The 16,178-nt window shown below is 37.1% G+C and carries 13 protein-coding genes; 5 read left to right on the top strand and 8 right to left on the bottom strand.

Annotation, left to right across the window (positions count from 1 at the left end; translation table 11 throughout):
• Together cyoA and PQG54_RS07475 are read right to left on the bottom strand one after the other, a co-directional pair.
• Complete coding sequence (cyoA, locus tag PQG54_RS07480; protein ID WP_271788520.1) at nucleotides 1-975, bottom strand: ubiquinol oxidase subunit II; 975 nt, start codon at nucleotides 973-975, stop codon at nucleotides 1-3.
• Between the two features lie 452 nt (nucleotides 976-1,427).
• A complete protein-coding gene (locus PQG54_RS07475; RefSeq protein WP_271788519.1) occupies nucleotides 1,428-2,198 on the bottom strand; it encodes a Bax inhibitor-1/YccA family protein in 771 nt (256 codons plus the stop codon).
• A 143-nt stretch (nucleotides 2,199-2,341) separates the two neighbouring features.
• On the opposite strand from PQG54_RS07475, the gene thpR reads away from it, so the two are divergent.
• On the top strand, nucleotides 2,342-2,878 hold the full coding sequence (gene thpR, locus PQG54_RS07470; RefSeq protein WP_271788518.1) for an RNA 2',3'-cyclic phosphodiesterase: 537 nt from the start codon (nucleotides 2,342-2,344) through the stop codon (nucleotides 2,876-2,878).
• Here the strand turns inward: thpR and PQG54_RS07465 are convergent.
• The gene (locus PQG54_RS07465; protein WP_271788517.1) at nucleotides 2,870-4,948 is read right to left on the bottom strand and encodes a lysylphosphatidylglycerol synthase domain-containing protein; all 2,079 of its coding nucleotides are present in this window, start codon (nucleotides 4,946-4,948) and stop codon (nucleotides 2,870-2,872) included. The two genes, thpR and PQG54_RS07465, sit on opposite strands and share 9 nt — an antisense overlap.
• 50 nt (nucleotides 4,949-4,998) lie before the next feature.
• The gene (locus tag PQG54_RS07460) at nucleotides 4,999-6,615 is read right to left on the bottom strand and encodes a lysine--tRNA ligase (protein ID WP_271788516.1); all 1,617 of its coding nucleotides are present in this window, start codon (nucleotides 6,613-6,615) and stop codon (nucleotides 4,999-5,001) included.
• A 136-nt stretch (nucleotides 6,616-6,751) separates the two neighbouring features.
• On the opposite strand from PQG54_RS07460, the gene PQG54_RS07455 reads away from it, so the two are divergent.
• Nucleotides 6,752-9,559, top strand: a complete 2,808-nt coding sequence (locus PQG54_RS07455) for an ATP-dependent DNA helicase (protein ID WP_271788515.1) — start codon at nucleotides 6,752-6,754, stop codon at nucleotides 9,557-9,559.
• A 106-nt stretch (nucleotides 9,560-9,665) separates the two neighbouring features.
• Here the strand turns inward: PQG54_RS07455 and PQG54_RS07450 are convergent, their stop codons facing one another.
• From PQG54_RS07450 to groES, 4 genes are all read right to left on the bottom strand, one after another.
• Nucleotides 9,666-9,869, bottom strand: a complete 204-nt coding sequence (locus tag PQG54_RS07450; RefSeq protein WP_271788514.1) for a cold-shock protein — start codon at nucleotides 9,867-9,869, stop codon at nucleotides 9,666-9,668.
• 351 nt (nucleotides 9,870-10,220) lie between these two features.
• A complete protein-coding gene (locus PQG54_RS07445; protein ID WP_271788513.1) occupies nucleotides 10,221-11,045 on the bottom strand; it encodes a DUF805 domain-containing protein in 825 nt (274 codons plus the stop codon).
• A 178-nt stretch (nucleotides 11,046-11,223) separates the two neighbouring features.
• Nucleotides 11,224-12,879, bottom strand: a complete 1,656-nt coding sequence (gene groL / locus PQG54_RS07440; protein WP_271788512.1) for a chaperonin GroEL — start codon at nucleotides 12,877-12,879, stop codon at nucleotides 11,224-11,226.
• A gap of 64 nt (nucleotides 12,880-12,943) precedes the next feature.
• Nucleotides 12,944-13,234 carry a co-chaperone GroES gene (gene groES / locus PQG54_RS07435; RefSeq protein WP_034337605.1) on the bottom strand — a complete coding sequence of 97 codons (291 nt, stop codon included), beginning with the start codon at nucleotides 13,232-13,234 and terminating at the stop codon, nucleotides 12,944-12,946.
• Between the two features lie 275 nt (nucleotides 13,235-13,509).
• On the opposite strand from groES, the gene PQG54_RS07430 reads away from it, so the two are divergent.
• From PQG54_RS07430 to PQG54_RS07420, 3 genes are all read left to right on the top strand, one after another.
• Nucleotides 13,510-14,181 (top strand): dienelactone hydrolase family protein, encoded by a 672-nt coding sequence (locus tag PQG54_RS07430; protein ID WP_271788511.1) that lies wholly within the window; start codon nucleotides 13,510-13,512, stop codon nucleotides 14,179-14,181.
• Between the two features lie 72 nt (nucleotides 14,182-14,253).
• On the top strand, nucleotides 14,254-14,841 hold the full coding sequence (locus PQG54_RS07425; protein WP_271788510.1) for a TetR/AcrR family transcriptional regulator: 588 nt from the start codon (nucleotides 14,254-14,256) through the stop codon (nucleotides 14,839-14,841).
• Nucleotides 14,842-14,928: 87 nt separating this feature from the next.
• Complete coding sequence (locus PQG54_RS07420) at nucleotides 14,929-16,008, top strand: alkene reductase (RefSeq protein ID WP_271788509.1); 1,080 nt, start codon at nucleotides 14,929-14,931, stop codon at nucleotides 16,006-16,008.
• Nucleotides 16,009-16,178 lie beyond the last annotated feature (170 nt).

Here is a 16,178-nt window from a genome sequence, read left to right as displayed (position 1 = left end):
CTACTCCCCCGAGTGCATATCATTAGATTGAGCAGGAGCTGCTGAGCTATTACCATGATTATGGACATTAAAATGACCATCATTATATTGCCCAACAATATCATCAAAGAGATGATGTCCAACAGTGCCATAATAGATTGGCTCTTGATGAAGCACATTTCCTTCATGAGTCTTAGCATATTCCATTTGATCTTCTCTTAAATGCTTATAGACCTCGCTGTCTTTGCTATCTAACTGTTTCGAAGAAGCTTTAACTTTTTCAACCCACTCATCAAAACCTTTTTGATCAGTAGAAATCGCTTTGAATTTCATTTCTGAATATCCAGAACCACTATAGTTGTTTGAAAGCCCTCTGAATGTACCAGTAGATGTTGACATTAAATGCAGTTGTGTTTGCATTCCAGCCATCACATACACTTGAGATCCTAGCTGCGGAATCCAGAAGGAATTCATCGTAGCATCAGATGTTAAACGGAACGCCACTGGTGTATTCACCGGCATTGCCATTTCGTTTACTGTTGCAATTCCATAATCTGGATAGATAAATAACCATTTCCAGTTTAGTGCAACCACTTGTACATTTATTGGTTTTGCGTTTGGATTATCAGCAGGAGCAGCAATTGGTTTATAAGGATCTAATTCATGAGAGGATACATATGTATGATATGCAAGGAATGCAATCAAACACATTGGAATTCCCCAAACAAGAATTTCAATCGTTGTTGAAAAGTCCCATTTTGGTGCATAAGTCGCATTCGTATTTGATCGACGATAACGGTATGCAACAAACAAAGTGGCAATGATAACTGGAATAACAATACAAAGCATTGCTATTACAGACATTATAATTAATTGCTTTTCACCTTGCCCAACAGTTCCTTTAGGATCCATTATAACTAAATTACATCCACCTAGCATTAAGGTAGATGCTAAACCCACTACCGATAATGTAATTTTCGGTAATATTTTTTTCATTCTATGCCTCGTTGATTCTGACATTGCTCAACTCATCAGCTTGTTCATCTTATAGAACATCTTTCTTTTTTAGAATTTTTGATAAGATAATTTGCATTATTTTATTAAAAATCCTTAATACTCATAATAACACCATTATATGCACATAAAAAAGACATAAATCTTTTCAAAGCAATAATGTTAATTTAGTGCCCTATTCCTACTATAAATAACGTTATGTTACAACTAGCTTTCTCAAAACATTCAAAAACTATTAAAATAACATCTATTTACCCATAAATATGGTATTACTATAATACGCCTAAATACTCGATGTAACGACGTAAAATTTGCAATAATCTCAACTTTACAAACTAAGTGATAATTAAAACACAAATATATATCGCAAAAAATGCACTGAAATCATTCAGTGCATTTTATAAGATTAATCAATTTTATAATCGTAAAATAAACTAGTCATTACTTCCTGATCGAACACCCATAAATTGTAATAAAAATTGAAATAGATTAATGAAATTCAAATACAGGGTTAAAGCATCATACACACTATGTTTAGCTGCCATATCCGCACCTTCATATTGATAGAATGTTTGGTATGATAGTTTAATTCTTTGGGTATCAGTTGCTGCAAGACCTGTGAACACGACGACACCAACAATACTAATTAACAAAGACATTCCAGAACTATGGAAAAACATATTAATTACCATTGCAATAACTAAACCAAAAAGCCCCATGCCCAAAAAGGATCCGATTCCTGTCAAATCACGTTGCGTCGTATACCCCCACAAAGACATCCCTGCAAACATACTTGCTGCAACAAGGAACGTTCTGGCAATAGATTCCCCTGTATATACAAAGAAAATGCTCGCCATACTGATACCCATGGCTGCACAAAGAGCCCAAAATAAAGCTTGCGCTGTCTGTGTCGATAAACGATTAATCCCAAAAGACATCACCAAAACAAATGCCAAAGGGGACAATATCGCAACAAATCCCAACATCGTAGGCGTTAAATGTATGGACCCATTTGCAAACACTCTTTGATAAAAAATATTACCTAAAGATGAATTCGCAACCAAATAGGAAACCAACGCGGTTAATAACAAGCCCGATGCCATCCAGTTATATATTCGAAGCATATAGCTGCGCAAACCAGCATCAAATGCAACCTGTGCATCGACTTGTGATGTATTGTTATATGAATTAGGACGAAATGCCATTACTCTTCTCATAAAATAGTTTTCATTAACTAGTAATATATTGCAATCACTTACTAAATATCAAGTATACAAAAAAATAAGTTGTTTTTATGTTTTTAATAAGTATAGATTTAGTATCTTTTATATATTACTAGCAAAAAATAATGAGTTACTTTATAGGTTTATCCTTACCTGACCATATTTCATCCCATCTCAGTACATTGCGTGGCAGCTTACCAGCTCTCTACTGGAATGATCCCGATACGTATCACATACCCCTTTGTCATCTTGGCGCAATAAAAAACGATATGTTAATGAGTGAAATCGATATTGAATTGGAACGAATGAATACACCACGTTTCGAATTGGATATACAAGGGGTTCAGCATAATATATTACCGACTGGTGAGAGTGAATTTTCAGTAATCGTCTCGTCGACACCAGCTTTGATTCACTTGAAAAAGAAAATTGAACATATTGTTCAACAATTCGAAATAAAGCCCAGTAAAAAACGCTATGTACCCAAAATTGCTTTGGCGAAAGGTATAGGAATCAGTGAAGAGCAAATAAGTAATTGGTTATATCAATATAATTTATTTAAAACAAAGTCCTTTGAGATCCTTCAATTTTCTCTTTTTAGTACATATCATACCAAACATAGCGTTCACTACGATATTCAGTCCGATTATATGTTACGATAAAAGATTATCACACTTCTTATTTTCAATCAGCTGATGTAAATAGTTCATATAATATAATTCACAACAAACGTAACGATCTTTCTTGAGGGACATATTTGCCAATCCTAAATCTTGGTAAATAGACAAATATTTTGCGCTAACATTCCAAAATGCAAGAGAGCGATGTTCTTGGGTTGCCAAATCTCGCAATCTCCAGATCGTATTGATGATCTCACTTTGCTTCCCAACTGGATCGCCAAGACCAATCAACATCCCTTCTCTTCTCAAAAAGGGCGCAACAGTGCCTGCTGTGGAACAAATTACGATCGCGTCTGGGTCTATACTCACCACATTATTGATGGTGGAATTAGACAACACTTCGTAAAGCTCTTGGGTTTCTTGTGACCAACGATCAAAGCGAATACGTGCGGGACGCATCATTTTAAATAAAATCATACAACCTACCAATACCATAAAGGCTATAATCGATTTAATCTCAAAAGAAACATGATGGGAAAGAAAAATCTCAACAATACCATGATTAACTGTATGGTGCGGGCTAAGCCATATGATAACATAAATCGTTACAATTAAAATGAGGATTTCAATGGCTGTTTTTAACGATAGAGGCGTTGCGCTGAAATTTGCCTTGCGATAGTAACAATTTCTGAACGGTGCAATAAAAAAGGCAGATAATGTAAATATAATGGGAACATATATAGGCGCACCTCTTAACAAAGTTACCACAGCTAACAGAACCAAAGTGGCTAAACTTAAACACCACGCCATCGTAATCCTTCGAGCCAAAGCAACCGTCAAGACTAATAATAACATCCCAAAAAAAGACAGCAAATAATCGCCAGCAATCTCTATAACAAGAAAAAAAGACTTTCTGACAGCCGTTTTAGTCGGGTCTAATACTGGCAAAGCCAAAGCGATTAATCCACAAAGGGACGTTGTGGCAGCAGCAATATTCACTGAAAACGCAGCATCACTTTCCCTAATATTTTCAGCAGATGAAGAAATTGGACGCAGTTTAAATACAAATAGTTTTTTTGCATTCTTATGAAGCGCATTTCCACCGCGTAAAAATACCTCGTGCCCTGCAAACATAATACCAGCAAAAAATAAAGGAATAAGATAATAAAACAATCTAAAGATAAAAATAACGGAAACGATATCTTCCGCAGGCATATAAGGCTTTAATGCCAGTAGCATACTCCCTTCAAATACACCTACTCCACCCGGAACACTGGCAATCAAACCTGCTGAATAAGAAGCAATGTAAACCCCAAGAAAAGTCGGAAAATCTATGGATTGATAGCCAGAGAGATGAGAATGATCGGGAATTACACAATAAGGAATAGCAGCCGTCGCAATAACTTCAGCAGTCGCTATTATAATTTGGGCAATTGCCATCATGGGTTTGGGAAAAGAAAAACGATATTTCCAAAGCTTTAATTCATTACAATAAAAAGAAATGACAACATATAAAGCAACTAATAACCAACATAAGCTTCCTAAACCAACAAAGACATAAGCCGGCAATTCATGCCCTATTATTGGAAGATCGCTTGCTTTAAAAATAAACAAAGTTCCAATTAAAACCGCTGCACCTAAAAAGTAAGTGATTGAGCAAAAAGCGATCACTTGCACAATTTCAATCGCTTGCAACCCCCAACTGCCATATAATCGAAAACGAACAATCGCTCCAGAAACAGCTGAAAACCCAATATTATGCGACAAAACATATGAGCAAAACGACGCAAATGCTGTTTTTAAAAATGATAAGCGATGACCAACTTGAATAACGGCCAATTTGTCATAAAAGGATAAAATTAAAAACGATAAAAACGTACACCCTGCTGCCGCATACAAGGCGACATCTGGAATTTGACTCAGAGAATCTTTTATATTCTTAAGACTGAGGTGCTTAAATTCATTTTGTACCACATAGATAGCAACCACAAAAATAGCCACACCAAAAAGCCGAGAAGCATATTTAAAACAAGTTTTCCAACTGCGATCTTTGAATTGGTTTCCCTTAGTCGGGCCTGTCTGCTCTTTTGAGCAAGAATCTTGTGGTTGCATCTTTATACTATAATATTATGAAAACAAATTGTTCTTATTTTACACTTAAACTATTCTCGGGTCAAAGCGGCTTCAATTAACGCTATCGTTTCTGAAATACCATATAAAGCAATAAACATACCAAAACGGGGTCCTTCTTTTTGCCCTAGTAAGACTTCGTATAAACATCCAAACCATGCTCTTAAAGGTTCGAATTCGAATTCTTTACCAACCGCAAATACCATATTTTGCAATTCATCTGCTGTCATCGATTGCTCTTGCACCGCACGCAATTGGTTAACCAATGCTGTTAAAGCCTGTTTTTCTTTATCATCTGGTTTACGATACTCTTTATGAGGTTTGATAAAATCTGCATAATATGCCAATGCACATTCTACCAGTTGAGACAACATCGGATGCGTTTCGGGGGAAACATTTACATCGTAACGCTTTAAAAAGCCCCATAGAATTTCTGCACGCTCAGCATTCGCAACAGACGCCAAATTTAAAAGCATCGCAAAACTGATTGGACTGCCAACTTTTTCTGGCAATTTACCCTGATGGATAAACCAAGCAGGGTTATTATATCTCTTTTCTTGTTCAGCAACTTCCAAACTATCTTCGTTTTTTTCAAGCGCTGCCCAATCAGCAACATGTTTCAAATACTCGTCCGTTGCCTTGGGAATAACATCAAAAAATAATCTTTTTGCACGTTTAGGCGCATTATACATATAAAGTGCCAAACTTTCTTCTGGCGCATATTGCAGCCATTCTTCAATTGAAAGTCCGTTTCCTTTAGATTTTGAAATTTTTTGTCCTTGGTCATCCAAAAATAATTCATACGTTAAATTAATTGGTGGCTCTCCACCCAAAATTTTACAAATTTTGCTGGATAATTTAACGCTATCGATCAGATCTTTGCCAGACATTTCATAATCAACGCCCAACGCATACCAACGCATTGCCCAATCGGCTTTCCATTGTAATTTTACGTGACCGCCTTTAACAAGCGTTTCAAACGCCTTGCCATTTTCGTCACGCCATACAACCGTACCAGCATCCAGATCAATTTTTTCCATTGGCACTTGCATTACAATCCCTGTTTCAGGATGAATGGGCAAAATCGGAGAATATGTCGCTTTTCTTTCTTCTCTTAATGTTTTTTTAACTTCAGCCGCAATTTGATCGTGAACTTCTAATACGCGTCTCAACGCAGCATCAAAACGCCCAGACGTATAATAATCAGTTGCGGATGCAAATTCATATTCAAAGCCAAACCGATCTAAGAAAGAACATAATTGTGCATTGTTATGCGCACCAAACGAATCATGGGTTCCAAATGGGTCTGGAATACGGGATAATGGTTTACCCAAATGTTGTGCTAACATATCTTTGTTCGGCACATTATCGGGGACTTTGCGTAATCCATCCATATCATCAGAAAATGCGAGGATTTTAATCGATTGACCCGTCAGTACTTGATATGCTTGTCGCACCCATGATGTGCGCGCAACTTCACCAAACGTACCAATATGCGGCAGTCCAGAAGGGCCATAGCCTGTTTCCATCAGGGCAGGTTTATTCAACTTATCCTTCTTACCTTTCATACGATCAACTAACTTAGCAGCTTCCTCAAAAGGCCAAGATTTTGGTAACGAAGATAATGAAGAAAAATCGTTTTTAGACATTGCTTTACAGGCATTTTAACAAATACCTGCCCTCTATAAGTATAAATTAATTTATAAAAAAACAAAAATATGTGTTCTATTAAAACACATAAGAAATTAGAATATCATCATATATTCTTAAACTGTTAGTAAAAAAATGTTTTTAGACAAATATTCAGCACTTACAATTCACCAACATCAATGCTCTTTAATGACTTCAGAGGGCGAATTGCTTGATCTATCTATTGAACAAGCAATTGAAAAAATTGGGAAAGAGCCTGCTGTTTTTGTCATTCATTCTCCCGTTACTTATCGTAAATTACATACTCCAAAAAATATTAACCCTCATGGATGGTTTGACCTTCTTGAACTTGCAGCTTTTATATATCCCACTAAATCTTTTGGGTTCACCCCTCAAAGTATGGCGCAAGCACTTGATATTCCCTGCCCTGAGCCTGTCAGTGCTGATTTTCTATTCACAATTATCGATCATCTCGTCCAACATTTGCAAGATAAACAACGCCACTTCCCTTCTGAATCCCTCAAAGCTCAAGGGGCAGCGTTATTTTATGCCCAATGGAAATGGGCACCTTTAATCATAGATGTTCTGAATATAACACTACCCATTCCCTTCAGCCAACTGCAACCTAATGACAGTTTAAAAATATGGCGAAAATTGCCAAAATGGCAAGATACCCCTCCTCGCTCACCTCCAAGACAACAACCCCTACAACGTAAAGAAACATTACAACGTTTATCTGAGCTCTTAGGACCTCAGGCTGAAACTAGAATGGGGCAAATTGATTTTGCAGATATTTCTCGGGCTGCTTTTGCCCCGCGCAACCATCCTGATTGCCCCAACGTCGTTTTAGCAGAAGCTGGTACAGGAACAGGAAAGACCTTGGGATACATGGCACCTGCTACCTTATGGTCAGAGCAAAACGAGGGAACCGTTTGGATTAATACTTATACCAAACACCTGCAACGACAAATCGAAGAAGAATTTACACGGCTTTATCCTGACCCTGAGATTAGAAAAAAGCATGTTATTGTCCGTAAAGGGCGTGAGAATTATTTATGCTTACTTAATTTAGAAGAACACCTCAATACATTCTCACAACAGCAATCTCGCAATAAAATCGCCCTTATTTTACTCTGTAGATGGGCTGAAGAAACCAATGATGGCGATTTATTTGGGGGTGATTTACCCAATTGGTTTAATGATCTGTTCAACGAAAGACTATTATACCAACTGGCTGAACGTAGAGGCGAATGTATTCACGGAGCTTGTCCACATTATCAATGTTGCTTTGTCGAAAATTCCATCCACAAAGCGCAAGATGCAAATATTGTCATTGCCAATCATGCGCTCGTCATGCAGCATATTTCCTGGCATGACAATAATGATTCTGTAGAACAATCCAATTTTCCAACGCGTTTCATATTCGATGAAGCACATCATTTATTAGATGCGACAGATAGTGCTTATTCAGTTGCATTTTCTTTGTTGGAAACAAGCGAACTGCGCCGATGGTTATTGGGTAATGAAGGGAATAAAACCCGTTCTAAAGGACTGAAAAAACGTATTCATGATGTAATTATCGGTGACAATAAACTTGAACGTTTATTAGAGAGCATTTTACAAGCGACACATCGTTTACCCGTTTTAAATTGGTCATCTCATTTCTCAACAGAGCTTGATGAGCATCATATTCCTGATAGCAACCCAACAGAGTATTTTTTCTATTTAGTTTACATGCAAATCACGGCACGATCACAAAAGAACACTTCTCCCGTCCCTGTTCCAGAATATTACGACCAAAATGAATGTGATCTATTTCCTATCTTACCAGAATTGAAACAACAAGCTGCTATCCTTTCTGAGTGTTTTCTTCAAATCCTAACACCTTTATTGCAATTTATTCAAACTTTAGAACATAAATTAAAAACTGATATTGATACATTAGATAAATATTCCAAAGACCGCATTGAAACGACAATCAGCTCTTTACAAAGACGTGCTGTTAATCCCTTAAGTGTTTGGGTTGATCTGTTGAACCTTCTAGATCAACCAGACCAAAAGCAACAAGAAGCACAAACACACATCACATTTTTAAAAGTTGAAAAAACTGGCACGCGTATTTTAGATATTGGTATTTTTCATCACTGGTTAGATCCAACCCTGCCGTTTATGAAAACCATCACCAATTATGCGCATGGTATGATTTTAACCTCTGCAACTCTTCGAGATGACAGTCAGCACGATACCGAGGTGACATGGCAAGCTGCTGAGAAACGCGTTGGTACACCGCACCTACCGTTCGCCCCTATTCGCGCCTCACTCGCTTGTCCTTTTAATTACACGGAACAAGCACGCGTATTGATTATCAATGATTTAAATAACCTGTCGATTAATAATCTATCCCACGCTTTTCTAAACCTGTTTCTAGCGTCTCAAGGTGGGGCTTTGGGGTTATTTACCGCCATTCAACGATTGAAGGCTGTACATCAAAGGATCATTCAACCGCTAGAAGAACAAAATATCTCTTTGTTTGCTCAACATGTTGACCCCATAAATAATAACAGCCTCATTGAGTTATTTAAATCAGAGCAAAATTCCTGTTTATTGGGCACAGATGCCATGCGGGACGGAATTAATATCCCAGGCAATTCATTAAGATTAGTTGTATTTGAAAAAATGCCTTGGCCAAGACCCGATATTCTTCACAGAGAAAGACGAAAATATTTTTATCCAGAGAATCCCAATTTTTATGATGAACAGCTGGTAAGGTTGAGATTAAGACAAGCGTTTGGTCGATTGATTCGCACTCAAAGTGATAGAGGGATTTTTGTTATCTTAGACCGCAGAACTCCGACTCGGATGTTATCCGCATTTCCATCCGATGTTCCGATTGCTAGAATATCATTGCAAGATGCCATCGCGTCTATACGAGAATTTTTTTAAAAAAAAATGTTAAGGTTTATAAAATACAAAACCGGCTCTCTTTCAAGAACCGGTTCGCTTACGGTAACGAGCTAACTCTAATACCAGTAATCCAATGATTTAAAACTTATAGAGGTTTTAAATTCGCTGCAGCAGCTTTACCGCGCTCTGTCACGATTTCGTAACTTACACGTTGATTTTCTTTCAAATCACGTAAACCAGCTGCCTGAACTGCTGTAATATGAACGAAAACGTCCTTACCACCATCTTCAGGGACAATAAAACCAAATCCTTTTGTAGGATTAAACCATTTCACGGTTCCAGTTTGCATTAACCGCGCATCCTTTATCTATTAGAGAACCAAGTCCTTGAAAAACAGACCTGATATCAGAGTTAAAATATCTAAATAAAATCAGTTGATCTTATTTACTTTGGGTGAAAGAATTGTAACAACTCTTTCTGACTTCTATTTGACACAGAAAACAGGTCCAATGTCAAATAAAATATGAATAAAAATGTAAAAAAAATGTATTTTATATTGATTATCAATAAAAATATAGATTTTATTAATATTATATTAATATTTATTAATAATAATACTCGTTCGTTATTTCAGTGAAAGAATACTGGCGAATTATCTATGAAAATTTAAAAACAAAACATCTTAATTTTCACGCCTTTGTTACTTAGCTGGCAGCCCCCACTCATTTGCTTGTGGCTTAGTATCCGTTGAACACCACACGATAAATAAAATACAAATCACAATATAGACAATCATTGCGAAAAATATTCCACCCATTAGCATCAATAGAGGGCTTATATAGGTTAAAATAATTAAAGAAGCCCACCAACCTGAAAGTCCAATATCATGCAAACGACGTGCTGTAACAGCAATACTTGGTAACAAAAATATGCATGAACATATAAAACAATAAGCGCATGTAACAATAAAAGCCATAACAAATGAAATCCCAAATATCTGGGCAAAGTCATTCATCCCTATACCACTGCTATAGCTGTAGTAAGAATAAGATCTATATTGATTAGCTGTTATAAAATACGTAGTAATACTTATAATAATAGATGGAATTATTTGTATAAAACATATCATTAAAACAAAATTCCAAAATTCACTTCTTCGAGCTCGTCCTGCAAAATTCACATAATTTTTCATACACTTCTTAAACCAAGACATTGTCCCGTATGTTTTTTCAACTTCCAGTTGATTTATATATGATTCTGTAATTTGCGGAGTTGGTTTTTGATGGGTATCATCAGCTATATGAGAACCTACATTCAATTTGTTTGCATCATTTTCTTGATACATAATGCAGTAAACACTACAAGCTTCGCTTGATATATTAACCTCAAAATCAACCTTTTTTCCTTTTTCAGGAGCAAAAGTTTCTTTCCACTCTTTCCCAGTAAATACGTAACGTTTACCGTCATCTCCAGAAATATAACCTGTATTTTCCTGTATTGAGAAGTTTAATATAATTCCTCTCATATAACTCTATCCCTTTTACATTTTAATTCGAAAACTATACTGAATATATTGCTGAATTAAAATTTATTAATTTTACAAACCCTAAAAAAAATCGCCACCTTATTTAAGGTAGCGATTTCAAAATTTAAGAGGCGTCCCTCTATTTAATTTTTAAGCAAACAAGCGTATCAGCGTTGGACTAGAAGCCCATTCCGCCCATACCACCCATTCCGCCCATGCCATCCATACCGGCACCAGCTTCAGATTTCTTTTCTGGACGTTCAGCAACCATAGCTTCGGTTGTGATTAACAAACCAGCAACAGATGCTGCATCTTGTAACGCTGTACGAACAACTTTAGTTGGATCGATAATACCAGCTTGTACGAGATCTTTATATGCACCTTCTTGAGCATCGAAACCGAAGCTATAGGTGGTGTTTTCGAGAACTTTACCAGCAATCACTGCACCGTCTTCACCAGCATTTTCAGAGATTTGACGTAAAGGAGCTTGTAATGCACGACGAACGATTTCAACACCAACGCGTTGATCATCATTTGTATGAGATGCAATTTCAGCAAGTTTCACAGATGCACGAGCTAATGCTGTACCACCACCAGGAACAATACCTTCTTCCACAGCAGCACGAGTTGCGTGTAAAGCATCGTCAACGCGATCGCGACGTTCTTTCACTTCAACTTCAGTAGAACCACCAACGCGAATAACAGCAACACCGCCAGCTAATTTGGCCAAACGTTCTTGTAATTTTTCACGGTCATAATCAGAAGTTGTATCTTCAACTTGTGCACGGATTTGGTTACAACGACCTTTAATTTGTTCAACATCGCCAGCACCTTCAACAATGGTGGTGTTTTCTTTGTCGATATGAACTTTTTTAGCATTACCAAGCATTTTCAATGTAACGCTTTCAAGTTTAATGCCAAGATCTTCGCTAACCACTTGTCCGCCTGTAAGAATAGCGATATCTTCCAACATTGCTTTACGGCGATCACCAAAACCAGGAGCTTTAACAGCAGCAATTTTCAAACCACCACGGAGTTTGTTAACGACTAATGTTGCTAATGCTTCACCATCAATATCTTCAGCGATAATCAATAATGGACGACCACTTTGAACAACGCTTTCCAACAATGGTAACATTGGTTGTAAAGAAGATAATTTCTTTTCGTGGATAAGGATTAAAGGATTATCCAAATCAGCTGTCATTTTTTCTGAGTTGGTTACAAAATATGGAGAGATATATCCACGGTCAAATTGCATCCCTTCTACAACATCTAATTCTGTTTGTAGACCTTTTGCTTCTTCAACGGTGATAACACCTTCTTTACCAACTTTTTCCATAGCTTTGCTGATCATCTCACCGATTTCAGCTTCACCATTTGCAGAAATTGTTCCAACTTGAGCAATTTCAGCTTGGGTAGAGATTTTTTTTGTTTTTGATTGTAGTTCTTCAACCACAACAGTAACAGCTTTATCAATACCACGCTTTAAATCCATTGGGTTCATACCAGCAGCAACTGATTTTAACCCTTCACGAACGATTGCTTGAGCCAATACGGTTGCTGTGGTTGTACCATCACCAGCAATGTCATTGGTTTTAGAAGCAACTTCACGCACCATTTGTGCGCCCATATTTTCGAACTTATCTGCAAGTTCGATTTCTTTTGCAACAGAAACACCGTCTTTTGTAATGCGAGGTGCACCAAAGCTTTTATCTAAGACAACGTTACGTCCTTTTGGACCCAAGGTTACTTTTACTGCATCAGCAAGGATATCGACACCACGTAACATACGTTGACGTGCATCAGCACCAAATCTTACATCTTTGGCTGCCATAATTCATTTCTCCAAATAAAGTTAAAGTCAAAAATAAAACGTATAGAATTCAGAAATAATTGGATTAACCAACGATTCCCATAATATCGCTTTCTTTCATGATCAGAAGATCTTCACCATTGATTTTTACTTCTGTGCCTGACCATTTGCCGAATAATACTTTGTCGCCAGCTTTTACATCTAAAGCAACAATTTGACCTTGCTCGTTACGAGCGCCAGGTCCTACGGCAACGACTTCACCTTCTTGAGGTTTTTCTTTTGCTGTTTCAGGAATAATAATTCCGCCAGCAGTTTTTTCTTCACCATTTAAACGGCGTACGACCACACGGTCGTGTAGAGGACGAAAATTCGTCATTTGGATCGCTCCATATTTCTATATAATGCCCTTCTATGAAAGCAGCATTATGGGTTTTAACTACGCGCGTTTTTTGCCGCGTCACTCCAAAATATATCAATAAATTGATTGATATATACGCTGTTAATTTATGTGTTGCTTGTAACATTGTCAAGAAAATTAACACTTATTTTGAGGAATAATTCGCCAAAAAAACATCATTTTTTTTGAATACAGATTAAACTATACTACGTTCATTCAACCTATGCGAAATTTACAAATAAAGGCTTTTTACAATGAAAAAAGACATTCAGCTGACCACTTCTGATCAACATAGTTTAAATGCTTATGAACATGCCCCAACCAATGCTTTGGCGGGTTTAGTTGTGCTTCAAGAGATTTTTGGTGTTAATCCGCATATTCGTCAAGTGTGCGATAAGTTTGCGGCGCAAGGATATCACGTCATTTCCCCTGCGTTATTTGATCGCGTTGAACGGAATATCTCGTTGGGATATGAGCCAGAAGATATGCAACGTGGCCTTAACATCAGGGCAAAAATTTCACCTGAAAAAACATTATCAGATGTAATCGCAGCTGCTGAGCACCTCCCTTACGATAAAATTGGGATTGTGGGCTATTGCTGGGGTGGTAGTTTGAGCTGGAGAGCCGCTACTGAAACAAAACTTTTTTCTGCTGCCAGCTGTTGGTATGGTGCGATGATTCCATCATTGCTTGATCACCCACCCCATTGCCCTGTTCAAATGCATTTTGGTGAACTTGACCATAGCATTCCTTTGGATGCTATTGATAAAATCAGGCAAGCTTATAAAGATAATAATGGTGTAGATATTTACGTTTATAAAAATGCTGAACATGGATTTGGATGCCAAGCAAGATCAAGTTTCAACTCAGAAGCTTACGAGCTTGCTCAGCAAAGAACATTGGATCTTTTTGCAAAAAATTTATAATCATCTATAATAAATTAAAGATAAAGCGCTATATCTTCAAATATAGCGTAACCATAAAAAAAAGAAAAAACAATGAATTCTGTAAGTAATGAGAAAAAAACGCTACTCTTAAAAACAGGACTTGAGGTATTCACAGTCCATGGATTTACGAATGTCGGATTAACCGAGTTATTGAAAAAAGCTGGTATTCCAAAAGGATCCTTTTATTATTACTTTAGTTCTAAAGAAGAATATGGCGTAGAGGTGATTCGTTTTTACATGCAAGAATACACAACAAATATCGCCAGATTATTCTCTAACTCACAGCTTTCTTGCAAAGAACGATTATTATCATACTTAAAAACATGGCAAGAAAACCAATGTACGAATGATTATTACGGACGATGCTTAATTGTAAAATTAAGCTCTGAAGTCAGCGATTTTTCAGAATTAATGCGACATGAATTTTGTTTAGGCACCAGTAAAGTCATTCAACTTATTACAAATATTATTAAAGAAGGTCAAATTGATGGATCTATTCCTAAACATCTAGAACCTGGATATGCAGCTCAAGAATTATATCAACAATGGCTTGGAGCCAGCATGCTTACCAAGATACAACGGAATGAATGTCCGCTGAAAACAGCATTAAAATATACAGATAATCTATTGAAAAATTAATCGTATTATTTTTTTAAAAACTACTAGACGACTGGTCTATTATATGTTAGCTTTTATTTATCAACAGAAATAAAAAGGAATAATCACATGGCTAGTTTATTTGATCCTATTCAACTTGGTTCTATTCATGCTGCTAATCGTATAATCATGGCACCCATGACTCGTGGTCGGGCAACCAAGGATCATATTCCAACAGAAATAATGATTGATTATTACCGTGAACGCGCCAGTGCTGGTTTAATTATTGCAGAAGGAACAGGGATCTCCCAAGAGGGTCTTGGATGGCCTTACGCACCGGGTATTTGGAGCAAAGAACAAGTTGAAGCTTGGAAACCCATTGTCGATGCTGTTCACGAAGCTGGCGGTAAAATCATCAGCCAATTATGGCATATGGGACGAACAGTGCATCCTTCTTTTCACCCACACCCTATTTCAGCATCAGACACGACGGCTCCCAGATGGGCGCATACTTATGATGGCAAAAAGCCTTATGAGCAAGCAAGAGCCTTGCCTATAAATGAAATACCTAGACTGTTGAATGATTATGCACAAGCAGCAAAAAATGCGATGGAGGCTGGATTTGATGGCGTTCAAATTCATGCTGCAAATGGCTATTTAATTGATCAATTCCTAAGAGACAGCTCTAACTTCAGAGAGGATGAATATGGTGGCTCTATTGAAAATAGAATCCGTTTATTAATCCAAGTCACCCAAACTGTTAATCAAACCGTTGGAGCAGATAAAACGTCTGTGAGACTTTCTCCAAACGAATTGGTTCAAGGTGTTATCGATAGTAACTCTGAAGCTCTATTTGTCGCAGCGACTCAAGCGTTGAGCAAAGAAAAGATTAATTTCTTAGAAGTACGTGAACCAAGAGCAGGTGAAGATAATTTCATTATGGCAGATTTAACAGATGATGATTTATATCCTGCGATAGCCCCTGCTATGCGCAAAAATTTTGATGGGCACTTTATCATTAACGGCTCCTATAATGGTGAATCCGCCAAACAAGCCATGAAAAATAATGAAGCAGACGGTGTTGCTTTTGGTCGTCCTTTCATCTCTAACCCTGATCTTGTCAATAAAATTAAAAACAATATACCTTTCACCCCTGACGATGCCAAAACTTGGTTCACACAAGGTAAAGAAGGCTATAGCGATTACTAAAACGATAAACCCCTCTGTGAACTACAGAGGGGTCTTTAAAAAACTAAAATTCAATATATTGAGGTGGCTACCTTATCAGTTAACCAAACCCCATTATCCACGCAAAATAACTTATGTTCTTGTCGATATACTTGATATTAATAAGATAAAAGAAATGTCATCATCTAGAG

Origin of the sequence: Commensalibacter communis (assembly GCF_947179015.1) — a bacterium.
GTDB classification, from domain to species: Bacteria; Pseudomonadota; Alphaproteobacteria; order Acetobacterales; family Acetobacteraceae; genus Commensalibacter; species Commensalibacter communis.
The sequence above is the reverse complement of the archived record's forward strand: the minus strand, read 5'-3'. Positions and strand labels throughout refer to the sequence as shown.